The sequence below is a fragment of the Vreelandella mediterranea genome, assembly GCF_970647075.1.
In genome coordinates, this window is the sequence record NZ_OZ310198.1 from 1692764 (window position 1) to 1707321 (window position 14558).

The 14558-nt window shown below is 59.9% G+C and carries 9 protein-coding genes, 1 tRNA gene and 1 other RNA gene; 5 read left to right on the plus strand and 6 right to left on the minus strand.

The window, feature by feature from the left end; translation table 11 throughout:
* Positions 1-77: 77 nt before the first annotated feature.
* Both ACWFVE_RS07920 and ACWFVE_RS07925 read left to right on the plus strand, forming a co-directional pair.
* On the plus strand, positions 78-836 hold the full coding sequence (locus ACWFVE_RS07920) for a DeoR/GlpR family transcriptional regulator (RefSeq protein ID WP_447528735.1): 759 nt from the start codon (positions 78-80) through the stop codon (positions 834-836).
* 494 nt (positions 837-1330) lie between these two features.
* Complete coding sequence (locus tag ACWFVE_RS07925) at positions 1331-1555, plus strand: hypothetical protein (RefSeq protein ID WP_447528736.1); 225 nt, start codon at positions 1331-1333, stop codon at positions 1553-1555.
* 92 nt (positions 1556-1647) lie between these two features.
* Here the strand turns inward: ACWFVE_RS07925 and ACWFVE_RS07930 are convergent, their stop codons facing one another.
* The 5 genes from ACWFVE_RS07930 to betI all read right to left on the minus strand — a co-directional run bounded on the left by ACWFVE_RS07930 (position 1648) and on the right by betI (position 10206).
* Positions 1648-3288 carry a glycerol-3-phosphate dehydrogenase/oxidase gene (locus ACWFVE_RS07930; RefSeq protein ID WP_447528737.1) on the minus strand — a complete coding sequence of 547 codons (1641 nt, stop codon included), beginning with the start codon at positions 3286-3288 and terminating at the stop codon, positions 1648-1650.
* 262 nt (positions 3289-3550) lie between these two features.
* On the minus strand, positions 3551-6040 hold the full coding sequence (locus ACWFVE_RS07935) for an acyl-CoA dehydrogenase (RefSeq protein ID WP_447528738.1): 2490 nt from the start codon (positions 6038-6040) through the stop codon (positions 3551-3553).
* 301 nt (positions 6041-6341) lie between these two features.
* On the minus strand, positions 6342-8066 hold the full coding sequence (gene betA / locus ACWFVE_RS07940; RefSeq protein WP_447528739.1) for a choline dehydrogenase: 1725 nt from the start codon (positions 8064-8066) through the stop codon (positions 6342-6344).
* A 48-nt stretch (positions 8067-8114) separates the two neighbouring features.
* Positions 8115-9584, minus strand: coding sequence for a betaine-aldehyde dehydrogenase (betB, locus tag ACWFVE_RS07945; RefSeq protein ID WP_447528740.1), 1470 nt, complete (start codon positions 9582-9584; stop codon positions 8115-8117).
* A gap of 31 nt (positions 9585-9615) precedes the next feature.
* Positions 9616-10206, minus strand: a complete 591-nt coding sequence (gene betI, locus ACWFVE_RS07950) for a transcriptional regulator BetI (RefSeq protein WP_447528741.1) — start codon at positions 10204-10206, stop codon at positions 9616-9618.
* 206 nt (positions 10207-10412) lie between these two features.
* Between betI and ACWFVE_RS07955 the strand changes: the two genes are divergently transcribed.
* The 3 genes from ACWFVE_RS07955 (at position 10413) to ffs (ending at position 11693) form a co-directional block, all read left to right on the plus strand.
* Positions 10413-11345, plus strand: a complete 933-nt coding sequence (locus tag ACWFVE_RS07955) for a choline ABC transporter substrate-binding protein (protein WP_447528742.1) — start codon at positions 10413-10415, stop codon at positions 11343-11345.
* 123 nt (positions 11346-11468) lie between these two features.
* A tRNA-Met gene (locus ACWFVE_RS07960) sits at positions 11469-11545 on the plus strand.
* Positions 11546-11596: 51 nt separating this feature from the next.
* An RNA gene (gene ffs / locus ACWFVE_RS07965) (signal recognition particle sRNA small type) lies at positions 11597-11693 on the plus strand.
* 206 nt (positions 11694-11899) lie between these two features.
* Here the strand turns inward: ffs and ACWFVE_RS07970 are convergent.
* Positions 11900-14533 (minus strand): tetratricopeptide repeat protein, encoded by a 2634-nt coding sequence (locus ACWFVE_RS07970; protein ID WP_447528743.1) that lies wholly within the window; start codon positions 14531-14533, stop codon positions 11900-11902.
* Positions 14534-14558: the final 25 nt, after the last annotated feature.

The window sequence follows — 14558 nt, forward strand, 5'->3', positions numbered from 1 at the left end:
CGCCTGCATTTTTGAACCCGTGAACACGGCTAGCCGCGCGATAGCGCGCCTGGCCACCTGTATAAAAGGCTCGGCCCATGAATCAACAGTACCGCCAGGACGCCATTGTCGAACTGGTACGCCAAAACGGCTACGTGAGCATTGAGCAGCTTACCGAACACTTCGCCGTCACCCCGCAAACCGTTCGTCGTGATCTCAATACGCTCTCCGACGAGGGGCGCATCCGCCGGGTACACGGGGGAGCGGGGGTGGAGTCGAGTACGGTGAATACCGCTTACAGTACGCGTAAAACCCTCCATCTGGGTGAGAAAGAGCGCATTGCGCAGTGCGTGGCCGCGCACATTCCCGACCACGCGTCGCTTTTCATCAATATCGGTACCAGCAACGAAGTGATCGCCCAGGCGCTTTTGGAGCACAAGGGTCTCGAAATCATCACCAACAATTTGAACGTGGCCGCTATTTTGCAGCGTAAAGAGGATTTTTCGGTGATCATTGCCGGCGGCCAGGTACGCTCGCGCGACGGCGGCATCATCGGCGAGGCGACCATCGACTTCATCAATCAGTTCAAGGTGGATGTCGGCATCATCGGCATTAGCGGTATCGACGAAGACGGTTCGCTCCTCGAGTTCGACTATCAGGAAGTGCGCGTCGCCCAGGCCATCATCGCCAACTCGCGGCGGGTGTACCTGGCGGCGGACTACTCCAAGTTTCACCGCAACCCGGTGGTTCGCCAGGGCAACATTGCCCAGCTCGATGCGCTATTTACCGACCGTCAACCGCCAGAGGCCATCATTAAGCTACTGGGCGAGCACGGTGTAGAGCTGCACGTTGCCTGAAATACGCATCGGTTTCCTGAAACGCTATTTCAAATAGTTTTGAAATAGGGCGTTTAAACGCCGCCACGTAACCACATTGGCCGATTATATTTAAAAAGTATTGAACGTCGCTGTTGATCCTAAAAAGCCGTCACGCCAGTGGCGGCTTTTTATTCGATTTAATGACGCGTTAACGCACTTTTTTATAGCACAACGCCAATAAAACGATCGTTTGAAAGTAATCGACATAAATAGCGCTCAACGAGTGTTGGTGTAGTCGAGTTACAACCCCGGCCCCTGCCAATGATTGATTGTCGGCGTTATCGGCGTCGGCCATAGTCACTTCATGGCTTTGAATAACGCATCCCTCAAAGCCCGGCGCTTGGGCTTTATAAGCCAATGCGCCTCATTAGGACACTGCGAGGTCTACCGCCCCGCGGGCGTCGGCGCCTCACCCCAGGGCGCTCGAAAACTCTTTTAAACCCGTAAGCGGTAACAACGTCAAGAGGTGGTTTATGAACTGTATCGAATTGAATCAACAAGCCGACCGAATCGCCAGCACGTTCAGCAAGCAAGAGCTTGCCAAACTGGTACTGGCACTTAAAAGCCAGGGCGAGTCACTTCAACAGGCGGTCGAAGTGATCGACACGATCGATACGCGCGCGGGCTACTCGATGGAACAGGCCTGGGAAGAAGTGCTTGCCCAGGATTCTCAACTGATCGTCGAAGACGAAGAATAGACGTGTCGAAGACCAAGAGTCGAGTAGTGACCAGCGCGGTAACTAAAAAAGCCCCTTGAAGGGGCTTTTTTTATCGAGCGCTTTATAGAACTTTAATGGCTCAACTCCGCCGGCGGGTGGGTCGTGTCCGGATTATTGTCGAAGTAGGCATTGAAGCGCGCCTCGGCATCGTCGCCAAACAGTACCTCGCAGGCCTTTTTGAGGCCTTCGGAGCGCGCCAGTTCGTCGCGGTGGACCACCAGCGACACCTTGGCGCGGCGACGCAGGAAGTCTTCGAGCTCGGTGATCATTTCATGATCGCGGGCGTACTCGAGCTCGCAGCGAATGTATTCGGTTTTCTCGATGAGGATCTCCGCCTCGGTGGGGTCGGCCTTGATCTTGTCGAGCATGGCGAAGGCATCCAAACCGTAGCGCCGCCACAGCCGTGAAGATAGCTTCTCCGTCGAGGTGGCTGGGGTCAGTTGATCGAGCTCCATCTCGCTTGCTTGCTGCATGAACGACGCTTTTACATCATCGCTTGGCTCGCCGTACCAAAGCTTGTTGGGAGCGCTCAGCTCGACCCCGAGTCTGGTTAGCTCGTCGGCGATCTCTTCGCCCACGTTCAAGCAATCGGTCAGTTTGCCGCCGAAGATGCTGATGTGGGCGCTCTCTTCGTGGGTGTCGATCACGTGTTTGCGCGAAAGCTGCAGGAAGTCGCGCTCCTCGTCTTTCTCGGCTTTAACCGCCAGCGGGCGCACCCCGCACCGGGTAGAAACGACATCGTCCTGGGTGAGCGGCGATTTAAGCGTCAAACGCGAGTTGATATTTTCGAGAACGAACTGAATATCTTCCTGGGTGACCTCCGGGTTGGGGTGCTCCATGTGCGTATCCGTGGTCCCGATGCAGGTACGGTTGCCCATGGGAATCACGAAGAACAGCCGCCCGTCGTTGGCGAAAAACGCCAGTACGCGCTTGGTCTTGGTCAACTGCGGCACGATTAGGTGGATACCCTTGGAGTACATGTGCTGGTGCGAGGTGGTCTGATGGGTCAGCGCGTTGTGTTCGTCGACCCAGGGGCCGGCGGCGTTGATCAGCACTTTGGAGCGAATTTCGAAGGTGGCGCCATTCATCGCATCGCGGGCTTTCGTGACCCACACGCCGTTTTCACGCTCGGCACCGAGCGACTCCACGTAGTTGACCGCCACGGCGTCGAACTTCATGGCCTGACTCACGAAGTTGAACACGAAGCGGGCGTCGTTATCGTAGAGGTAGGCATCCGAGTACTCGAAGCCGCCTACAGCACCTTCGGTTTGAATGATCGGCTCTTCCTGTTTGATGTTTTTCGGCGATAAAAGGTTGGGGCGCTTGGTGAATCCGTTACCCATCAGCCAGTAAAGCCAGGTGCCCGCCCATAGGTAGTACGGGGAATGGCGAAAGCCCTTGGTAATGGTCGTGAGAAAGCGAATTTCCTTGACCGTAGACGGGTAGCTTTTGATCAAATGGTTACGGCTTTTACAGAGTTTGCGCACCAGCCCGAAGTCGTTGGACTCCATGTACTTGATACCGCCCCACACCAGGTTGGACGAGTGCATGCTGGTGCTGCCGGCGAAATCCCCGCGGTCGATCAGGGCGACTTTCGCGCCTTTCCCCGAAAGGGCAGCGGCGGCGGCCGCGCCGTTGATGCCGCCGCCGATAATCAGCGCGTCATACTCTTCATTGGGCAGCTTTTCGAGATTGCGAGATCGAAGCGTCATAGCGGTTACCGTCAGGTTTAGGCGTGGGGCCGAGGCGTAAAGCCGCGCTTTATTTTCAATAACGAAACTATAGATGATCGATTCCGAACATTCAACGCGTTTAGCCCTGGGTGGGTCACTTCAGTAACACCAGTAAACGAGGGTTCGAAACTCTTAGAAAAGAGCAGCGTACGTCTCGTACGCGACAGCTCGATGACGTGCATAAAAAAAGCCGGCCCAAGGGCCGGCTTTACCGTTTAGTAGCGTTTGAGCAGCGGGCTTTCTATTTGATGCTGGCCTCTTCGCTAACGGCCGGGGCTGGTTTGGCGGCCGCGTTGTGGTTGATCAGCGTCGACTTGTTGGTCGCGAACTCGTCGTAGGCGAAGTCGTCCACGGTGAGCATCTCCAGCACCTCTTCTTCGAAGACGCGCATGAACTCGGCGTCCTCTTCACTAACGATACCCGATTCCAGGCCCGCTACGACACGCGCTTCCGGATGAAGCGCGGTTTGCGGTAGCTCGCCTTTGGCGTAGGCCTTGTTGACCGTGCGATAGATCTTCTCGGCGCGCTCGTAGTCCACCAGCAGGGCGTTGTAACGCGCCAAGGGGTTACGCTGTTCACCGTCGTCCTGATCCCAGGTGTTATGCAAAAGCTTGGTGCGCAGCGCGCTGTGAGTCGAGACCCGGTGAGCGATATCGCGGGCGAAATCGTCGTGGGGTTTGTCCCAGCGCCGGCCAGAGGGCATCACCACGGCATTGAGCACCTTGCCAAGCGCGCGGTTGGGCAGGTTGTCGAAGATTTCGACGAACGCCTGCTCGGCGCGGTGGAGCAAGAAGCGGCAGCTATAGTGCAAGAGCGCCTCTTCACCTTCGACCTTGTCACCGGCCTGCCACTGCTTGAGTACCATGGAGGCAAGATAAAGGTTGGAGAGCACATCGCCCAGGCGCGCCGAGAGCATTTCGCGCTTTTTAAGCGCCGAGCCCAAACTTGCCATGGCGGCGTCGGCGCACAGGCCAAAGCCTGCCGAGAGCCTAGCGATATCCTGGGCGTAGGCAGCAGCAGGGGCGTCAAACGGCACGCCGGGTTTGCCAATGCCGATGCCCAGGGTCAGGGCGCGGGCAGCATTACCGAAAATCAGCCCGGCGTGTTTGAAGAACGCCGTATCGAACGCCTTCATGTCGTTGGCGTCCTTGGCGGCCAGTTCTTCGAGTACGTAGGGGTGGCAGCGGATCGCGCCCTGGCCAAAGATCATCAGGTTACGCGTCATGATGTTCGCACCTTCCACGGTGATCGCCACCGGGTTGGCGCTGTAGCCAATGCCTAAGTAGTTGCGCGGGCCAAGCGTAACCGCTTTACCGCCATGCACGTCCATGGCGTGGCTTAGAATCTCACGCTGGAATTCGGTTAGCTGGCTTTTCAGAATCGCCGAGGGCACCGCGGGCTTCTCGCCGTGATCGATCAGGTTAGCGGTCTGGTAGACCGTGGCCTGGGCGATATAACCAAGAGCGGCCATTTTAGCCAGCGGCTCCTGCACACCTTCCATCTCGGCGACCGGCACGTTGAACTGGCGGCGAACGCGGGTGAAGCCGCCGCTCCAGCCCAGCGCATAGCGCGCGGTACCGGTAGCGCCAGAAGGCAAGGTGATGCAGCGCCCAATGGAGAGGCACTCGACCAGCATGCGCCAGCCCTGACCGATCATGTCCTGGCCGCCAATGATGGTATCCAGCGGTACGAATACATCGTGTCCCTTGATCGGGCCGTTCATGAAGGGGCTGCCGATCGGATGGTGGCGACGGCCGATTTCCATACCGTCGGTGTCCCGGGGGATCAATGCGAGGGTAATGCCGCGATCTTCTTCGTCACCGAGCAGTTTTTCCGGGTCGAACAGGCGAAACGCCAGGCCGACCACGGTGGCGATCGGTGCCAGGGTGATCCAACGCTTTTCGAAGTTCAGGCGTACGCCGAGCACTTCCTGGCCATCGATGGTTTGCTTGCAGACCACGCCGGTGTCCGGAAGCGAGGTGGCGTCAGAGCCAGCGCGCGGGCCGGTCAGGCCAAAGCAGGGGATTTCGCGGCCATCGGCCAGGCGCGGCAGGTAGTGATCCTTTTGCTCTTGAGTGCCGTACTTGAGCAGCAGCTCACCCGGGCCGAGCGAGTTGGGCACGCCCACGGTGACCATCAGAGTTTCGTTGGCGGAAAGCTTTTGCAGGGCCATGGACTGCGCCTTGGCCGAGAAGCCCAGACCGCCATACTCTTTCGGGATGATCATCCCGAAGAAGCCTTCTTTTTTCAGGTAGTCCCAAAGCTGCTGGGGAAGATCAGCACGCTCGATGGAGATATCCCAGGCATTACACATGCCAGCGGCCTTGGCGCACTGAACGTCCAGAAACGCCTGCTCGTCTTCGCGCAGACCTTCGTCTTTATAGTTTAACAGCGTGTTCCAGTCGGGCTTGCCGGAGAAGAGCTGGCCATCCCAGGCAACGGTACCCGCTTCGAGGGCGGTGCGCTCGGTGGCGGATACTTTCGGCGCGACTTTTTTGAACGTGGCGAAAATGCGCGGCGTGAGCCACAGCCGACGAAGCGGAGCGAGGCCCGCCGCCGCGACCAGTAGCGCCGCGATGATGAGGATAAAGCCGGTGACCGGTGCCTCGAACACCAGACCCACCAGCCCCAATACCGCGAGTACGCCGATGGCCGGGGCCGCACCGGCTTCGCGGCGCATGACCACCAGCAGGCCTATCACAGCCAGCACTATAAGCAGTAGCGTGAGCATGGAATTTCTCCTTTTTGTTTATGCAGAGTCTTCAAGCGTGGTTCGTTCAGGGCTTTTTGTACAAACCTGTTTTTGCAAAACGGGGGTTCGGGGCAGCGCCCAGGGTACGTATTTAAACGAATGTTTGAATAGTGGCAGACTAGCGCTGCTTTGCGCAAGTACTACACGAGTACTACACAAATACTACGTGAATACTGCTCCAGTACTGCTCAAGTGCCACTATACCCTGCGGTGGCTTGATCTCTTTATAGTGGGCCCGATGGTGGCTGCTTTCTTGATGTCGTGGCGTGGATAGGCAAGCTTAAGAAGGGCGCGCAGGCGAGCCAAGCAGGTACCAGCAGGGTAATCGTTCGGCTCGTTGCCTGGCCGGGGCGTTACCGGCCACGAAGTATCCGACGTTTTCCCGCGGCAACGGGGCGCGGCCGCGAATACGGTCGGCGATTTTCTCGGCCAGCATGATCGTCGGCGCGTTGAGATTGCCGGTCGGAATCAGCGGAAACAGCGAGGCATCGACCACGCGCAGCCCTTCGATGCCGTGGACCCGGCCTTGACCGTCGGTCACCGCATCGTCCCCTTCGCCCATCCGGCAACTGCCGCAGGGGTGATAGGCGGTTTCGGCGTGCTCCTTGATGAACCGGTCCAGCGCCGCATCGCTTTGCGTGTCTACCCCCGGGGCGACTTCCCGGCCACGGTAGCGGTCGAACGCCGGCTGGGCGATGATCTCGCGGGTCAGCCGAATAGCGTCGCGAAACTCCTCCCAGTCCTTATCTTTGGACATATAGTTGAACAGGATACTGGGCGAGGCGGTTGGGTCTTTCGATCGCACCTGAATACGCCCGCGGCTTTGCGAGCGCATCGAGCCGACGTGGGCTTGAAAGCCGTGGGCCTGAACCGCGCTTTTGCCGTTGTAACTGATGGCGATGGGGAGAAAATGGTATTGCAGGTTGGGCCAGGCTTCTTCTTCCCTGGAGCGAATGAACCCGCAGGCCTCGAACTGATTGCTGGCGCCAACCCCGGCACCCTTGAAGAGCCACTCGGCGCCGATTTTGGGCCGGTTGTACCATTTGAGCGCCGGGTAAAGCGAAATCGGCTCCTTGCATTCGTACTGAATGTACATCTCCAGGTGGTCCTGTAGGTTCTTGCCGACGCCGGGCAGGGCGTGAACGATCTGGATATCCAGGGCTTTCAAAAGTGCCGGGTCGCCTACGCCGGAGCGCTGGAGTATCTGCGGCGAGGCGATGGCGCCGCCGCACAATAGTACCTCGCACTTGGCGCGCACGCGTTTCTCTTCGCCTTTTTGCCGATAGCGAACGCCCACGGCGCGCTTGCCTTCGAACTCGATTACATCGGTCAGCGCGTGGGTTTCGATGGTCAGGTTGGCGCGTTTTTTAGCGATATCCAAATAGCCACGGGCGGTGGAGGCGCGCCGCCCTTTGGGGGTGACGAAGCGGTCCATCGGGCCAAAGCCTTCCTGCTGGTAACCATTGACGTCCTCGGTCTCCGGGTAGCCCGCCTGTTTGGCCGCCTCGATGAAGGTGCGGTAGAGCACGTTATTGCCCGGCCCCGGCGTGGTGATGCTGACCGGGCCGTTGTCACCGTGATAGGGGCTTGCGCCGGTGTCTCGGGTTTCGAATTTTTTGAAATAGGGCAGGCAGCTCAGGTAGTCCCACTCTGCAAGGCCCGGCTCTTTCGCCCAGTGGTCGTAATCCAGGGCGTTGCCGCGGATATAGCACATGCCGTTGATCAGCGACGACCCACCCAGGCCCTTGCCACGACCGCACTCCATGCGCCGGTTATCCATATAGGGCTCCGGGTCGGTCTCGAACGCCCAGTTGTAGCGCTTGCCCTGAAGCGGAAACGCGAGGGCGGCCGGCATCTGGGTGCGAAAATCGAGGCGGTAGTCCGGCCCGCCCGCTTCCAGCAGCAGCACACTGACGCCGTCGTCTTCGGTCAAGCGTGTGGCCAGCACGTTGCCCGCCGAGCCCGCGCCGATGATGATATAGTCAAATTCGCGTTGCCAAGCCATGCATACCTCCCGAAAGTCGAGTAACGAAGCAGGATTAAAACGCCGTATTCAAAACACCGACTCGAACGGCCCCATCTCGATCTGCACCGATTTGAGCTGGGTATAGTGGTTAAGCGTTTCGACACCGTTTTCACGGCCGATGCCGGAGGATTTATAGCCGCCAACCGGCATCTGGGAAGGGGAGTCGCCCCAGGTGTTGATCCAACAAATACCCGCCTGCAACCGGTGAATCACCCGGTGGGCCTGGCTTAGCCGTTCGCTGAAAACCCCCGCCGCCAGCCCGTAAGCGGTATCGTTGGCGCGGCGAATGACCTCGTCTTCGTCATCGAAAGCGAGTACTGACATCACCGGGCCAAAGATCTCCTCCTGGACGATGCGCATGTCATCGGTGCAGTCGGTGAAAATGGTCGGTACCGCCCAGGCGCCTTTTGTGAACGGCTCGTGATCCCAGGCGCTGCCGCCCGCCAGTACCCGCGCGCCTTCCTGTTTGCCAAGCGCGATGTAGGCGAGCACCCTCTTTTGGTGCTCGAAGCTTACCAACGGGCCGAAGTTGACCGTGGGGGTGAGCGGGTCGCCGGCGCGGATACGCGCGACGCGCTCGAGTAGTTTGGCTTCGAACGCTTTTTTGACCGAGCGCTCGACGAAGACCCGCGTGCCGTTGGTGCATACCTGGCCGCTGGAGTAGAAGTTCGCCATCATTGCAGCATCGGCGGCGCGATCAAGCTCGGCATCCGCGAAGACGATGAGCGGCGACTTGCCGCCAAGCTCCATGGTGACGTCTTTGAGGGTGGAGCCCCCGGCGGCGGCCATTACCTTCTTGCCGGTCTCGACCTCGCCGGTGAACGAGATTTTGGCGATCCCCGGGTGCTCGGTCAGCATCGCACCCACGCGACCATCGCCCTGCACCACGTTGAAAACGCCGTCGGGCAGACCCGCTTCGGTCAAGATTTCAGCCAGTTTGATGGCCGTGAGCGGGGTGATCTCGCTTGGCTTGAAGACTACGGCGTTACCCGCGGCGAGTGCCGGGGCGGCTTTCCAGCAGGCGATTTGAATCGGGTAGTTCCAGGCGCCAATCGCGCCGATAACACCCAGCGGCTCACGCCGTGTATAAACGAAGGAGCTTTCGCGAAGCGGAATCTGACTGCCTTCGATCGCCGGGGCCAGGCCCGCGTAGTACTCCAGCGCATCGGCGCCGGTGACGATATCGACGCTCGATGTCTCGCTGATCGGCTTGCCGGTGTTGAGCGTCTCCAGTTCAGCGAGCTCGTCGTTACGCTCACGCAGCAGCGCCACCGCGCGCAGTAAAATCCGCGCGCGCTCCATGCCGGTCATGGCCGCCCAGACGCATTGACCCATTTGGGCCGCCTCGACGGCGCTATCCACGTCGCTCTGGCTTGCCTGACCAATGCTGGCAAGCGTTGCGCCATCGAACGGGTTGGTAACGCTAAAGACTTCGCCGGAGGAAGCCTCTTTCATACGACCGTTGATATATAGAGGGCCGGTGGGATGCACGTTCATGGAAGACTCCTGCGGATGGGGCGCTATCGAATCAGTGGGGTAGGCCAAGTAGGCGGTCTCGCTGGGTCAGCGCCAGGTCCCGGGCGCTTTCGACGTCGAGCCCATCCGGGGTAAGGGCGCCGCGTAGCCAAAGCCCGTCGATCAAAGCGGCCAGGGTGCGCGCGGCGTTTTGCGCCTGCGCCCGGGGCATTGCTTTACGAAACTGGCTGCACAGGTTGGCGTAAAGTCGCCGGTCGTTGACGTTTTGTAGGCGAGCAAGCGCCGGGCGGTGCATGCTGCTGGCCCAAAACGCCAGCCAGGTTTTAGCCGCGGGGCCACTGACCTGAGAGCGGTCGAAGTTACCTTCGATGATCGCGCCGATATGTGCGCGAGCACTACGCTCGGTCAGTGCCCGGCGCCGTTTGGCGACCGCCTGGCTCAGGTCGGTCAAAATCTGGCGCATGGTGGCCTCCAAAAGGCCGTCCTTGCCGCCGAAGTAGTGGCTGATAATGCCCGCGGATACCCCGGCATGGCGGGCGATACGCAGGATAGTGACCTCAGCGAGGCCAACTTCGTCGATCGCGGTCATGGTGGCCTCGATCAGCTGCTGACGGCGTATTGGCTCCATTCCCACTTTGGGCACGATGACCTCCTGGATGACGTTTCAGACCGGCGTTTTTAAGGGTGAAGCGCGTGAGAGCCCCAGGGCTTCGTCTTGAAATCCCCGTTGGGGCATGGTTACCTGAATATCGTGGCATTTATTAATTGAACGTTCAATCAATAAAAACGAAGTGACCAATGCCCCCCAACGCTACTACGCTAAGACCCTCACCCATCAGGAGATAAGTCATGAGCTACGCAAACAAGGCTAAATGGAGCGCGCTTGCAGTGCTGACCGCACTGCCCGCCGCCGCGATGGCCGATGAGTGCACGACCGTACGTTTCGCCGAAGTGGGGTGGACCGATATTACCGCGACCACCGCCATGGCAAGCGAAGTGCTCGACGCGCTGGGCTACGAGCCCCGGGTCGATACGGTATCGGTGCCGATTGCGTATGCCGGTATGCGTAATAACGACTTCGACGTATTTTTGGGTAACTGGATGCCCTCCATGGCCTCCATCAGCGACCCCTACGTTGAAGACGGCGACGTGGTGCGCCTGGTGGCGAACCTGGAAGGGGCGAAGTACACCCTGGCCGTTCCGCAGTACGTTTATGACGCCGGGGTGACCTCGGTCGAGGACCTGGCCGAAAACGCCGAACGGTTCGATGCCCGCATTCACGGTATCGAAGCCGGTAATGACGGTAACGAAATGATCGAGCAGATGATCGAAGACGACGCCTATGGCCTGGGTGAATGGCAGGTCGTCGATTCCAGCGAGGCGGGTATGCTCTCCGAGCTCAACACGCGCGTGCCCAACGAAGAGTGGATGGTGTTTTTGGGTTGGGAGCCGCACCCCATGAACACCAACTTCGATATGGCGTACCTCTCTGACGCCGACGACTACTTCGGCCCGAACCTGGGCGGGGCAACGGTGCACACCAATACCCGGGCCGGCTTTATCGAAGAGTGCCCCAACGTGGGCGAGCTTTTAGGCAACATGACGTTCACGCTCGAAATGGAAAACCAATTGATGGCCGAGATCATGGATGAAGGCACGGACCCCCGCGAGGCGGCCCGGGCGTACCTTGCCGAGCACGACGACGTTCTCGAGCAGTGGCTCGAAGGCGTCACCACGCGCGAAGGCGACGAAGCGTTGCCCGCTGTTCGTCAGGCGCTCTAATATTTTTGCAGCGCAAAAAGCAGAAGTGCCCGTGATTTTAAACATTTAGTGTAAAAGGCAGGCCGTTATGGCTTGCCTTTTGTCATCAAGGTGGGCATAATCTGCACCCGCTGATGAGGCAAAGGCTACGTAGCTCAGCTGGTTAGAGCACATCACTCATAATGATGGGGTCCCCTGTTCAAATCAGGGCGTAGCCACCACATCGCGCACGATAAAGCTAGCACGCCAAGGCTTTATCGCTATGGTGGCCCCTTAGGTCCTCCCGCAACGCGAAACTGCAAACCCCGCCAGGCCCGGAAGGGAGCAACGGTAGTGGTGGATGCGTGTGCCGGGATGTGGCTTTTGGGGTCGCCTCCATTTCTGACGTTCCCCCCCCCGTTATCAAGACCTCGATCCTTGGCGCTAGAACGCCCTCGTGACGCTTATCCGTACATTGTCAACGTCTTTGTGTGCGATCGGCGAAACGCTTTACGCGATCGCACACAAGGTTATTCATCGAAGCCCAAAACCGTATGTCGTGCCATTTCTAACGATTGGGTGAGCACGTTAACGTCTCAATCTTCAAAGACGGTTTCCAGTTCATTATCGATGGAGGCAAACGCGGCCTCATCCGTTAGCAATTGGCGTAGCGTTTCGACGGCCAGCTGGCCCTCGTTATCGATCAGGTTATCGAGCCATAGCAATGCTTCCTGCTGATTGGGATTCTCGAAGCCCCGCGCCAGGAGATAGGCCCTGGCCAGGGCGAGACGAGCAGTGCGGTGTCCCTGGCTTGCCGCCTCATAGAGGTAGCTGGCACCCCGATCGACATCCTGCTCGATGTTGTCCCCGTTGAGGTATTCACGGCCAAGCGATGCCTGGGCGCCCGCGTGACCTCGATTGGCGGCGTCCAGGAGTAGCTCATGGCCTTTCGGTACATCCTGGCCGATAGCACCCTGACCACGCATATAAGCAACACCCAGTTCGGCGCGGGCATAGAGGGCGCCTGCATCACTGGCCTGTCGATACCAGCGCTCGGCAAGCTCGGCATCCTGTTCGACCACGTCACCGTGCTGGTAGGCATCGCCCAGCACGTAGGCGGCATGGGTAGCGCCGGAGGCGGCCGCCTCGTTGAGCAGTTCAAGGCCCCGCGCCACATCTTGCTCAGTGTGTGAGCCGGTCAAGTAGGCTTCCCCCAGATCCTGGCGGGCGCCCGCATGGCCTCTGGAGACGGCGGTTTCCAGGTAGTCGATACCTCGCGCGCTTTCGCCCCGATCCAGATACATGCGGCCAAGGGTTGCCCCGGCGCCGGCATGGCCTGCCTGGTGGGCTTGCTCTAGCCAGCGCTCGGCCTGCGCCTGGTCTTGCTCCACCCCATTACCTTCGAGATAGGCGCGACCAAGGTTGGTCATGGCGCTGGGCTGCCCACTTCGGGCGGCGGCGATGAGCGCCTCGATATCGCCTTCGGCCCCCAGGTCGCGTTGCACGTAGGCGAGGGCGTCGGCGGCGGAGGGGTGGCCTGCCTCCTGCGCTCGGGTCAGCCACCGCCTGGCCTCGTAGAGATCGCGCCGGACGCCGTTTCCTTCTCGATAGGCACGACCCAGCAATACCATGGCATAGCCATCCCCCTGTTCGGCGGCCTGGGTGATCAGTCGAATGCCCTGGGACGCATCGCCTGGCAGCGCGCCGTCGAGATAGGCTTCGCCGAGGATGGTCATCGCGGTGGTGTCGCCGCTCTGGACGGCGCGTGTCAGCAGCTCCCGGCCTCGATCAGGCCGTGAGGGCAAGACATCGCCAGCCAGGTAGGCCTCACCAAGCAGACGCATGGCGCCGGTCTGGCCTTGCGCGACCGCCTCCTGGAGTAGCGTTTGGGCGCGTTCGGGGTCTCTTGTCACGCCCCGGCCCTCCAGGTAGGCGGCGCCGAGTTGCTGGGTCGCCCAGGGGTGGCCCAGTTCATGGCTGCGCTCCAGATAGTCCGCGGCGACGGTAGGTTGGCTTTCGACCCGCTCGTCATCCATGTACAACGCACCAAGCTGGGCCAGGGCCAGCGGGTCGTCATTTCCGGCCGCTTGTTCGAGCAGATCAATGCCGCGGGGTAGGTCGTCAAGGCCTGCCTGGCCTTCGACGAGGGCACGACCGAGAATCACCCGAGCATCGTTGGAGCCCGCTTGGATGGCCTCGCTCAGCCACCGTTCAGCGCGATCCGGCGCCGAGGGTCGACCATCGCTTCCGGGCGTCAACAGTGCCAGGCCAAGGTAGGTCATTGCTTCGACGTTACCCTGGCGTGCGGGCTCTTCCAGTAACGAGATGCCCAACCGGTATTCGCCGGCGTTGGCCAGCGCCTGCCCAGCCCGGGCCCGGTCTTCAAGATCACCCAGTTGGGCCGCTTGCTGCAACCACTGGATGCCCTGATCGGATTGGTCACTGAGCAGGCCGTCCGAGGAGTAGAGCGATGCCAACTGAAACATGGCGTCGACATCGCCCTGGCTTGCGTTGACCTCGAGCTTACTGGCGTAACGCTTGGCGTAATCCATCGACCGTGCGGAGTCTTCTTCTAACCAACCGCCGGGTGCGTGCGCTTGGGCCAATGCCTGCAGCGCCTGTTCCTTATCTTGAGAAGCCGCTTGCTCGTATAGCTCGCGGGCCAGTTCAGGGTCCGCTTGCACGCCTTCGCCGCCTTCGGACAGCAGGGCGGCAAGGTCGACTTCCGCTGTCCGGTCGAGGTTGGCCTCTTTGGCCTGCCAAAGCAGATGATAGGCGAGCACGTCGTTACGTTCTACGCCGCGACCCTCTCGATAGAGCTGTGCGAGGTTGAGCGAGGCATGACCACGGGTCGAGGAAGGCCGGTTAATGGCCTCGCCATAAAGGCGTGCCGCCTCGGTGTAATCCTGTTCGACGCCGAGTCCTTGTTCATAAAGCTTGGCTACCTCGTAAAAAGCCGGCGGCACATAGCGCTCCATCAAGGGGGCCAGGTACGCGATGGCCTCATCAAAGCGGCCCTCTTCGATGCGCTCCTGGGCGAGGTTGATTCTCTCCCAATCCGAGCCGCCCGTATCGACTTCTGACGCATTGGAGAACCAGCCGGCATAGTGGGCAGGAACGGGGCCTGCATGTTCTCCGACAGGGGCCTTCTCGGTGGTGACGGCGCAGCCAGCAAGCCATGCTGACAAGGTTAACGCTGCGGCCAGCTGCAGCGTAGGTCTGTATGGCATCTTGATCGTTGTCCTCTTCATATGC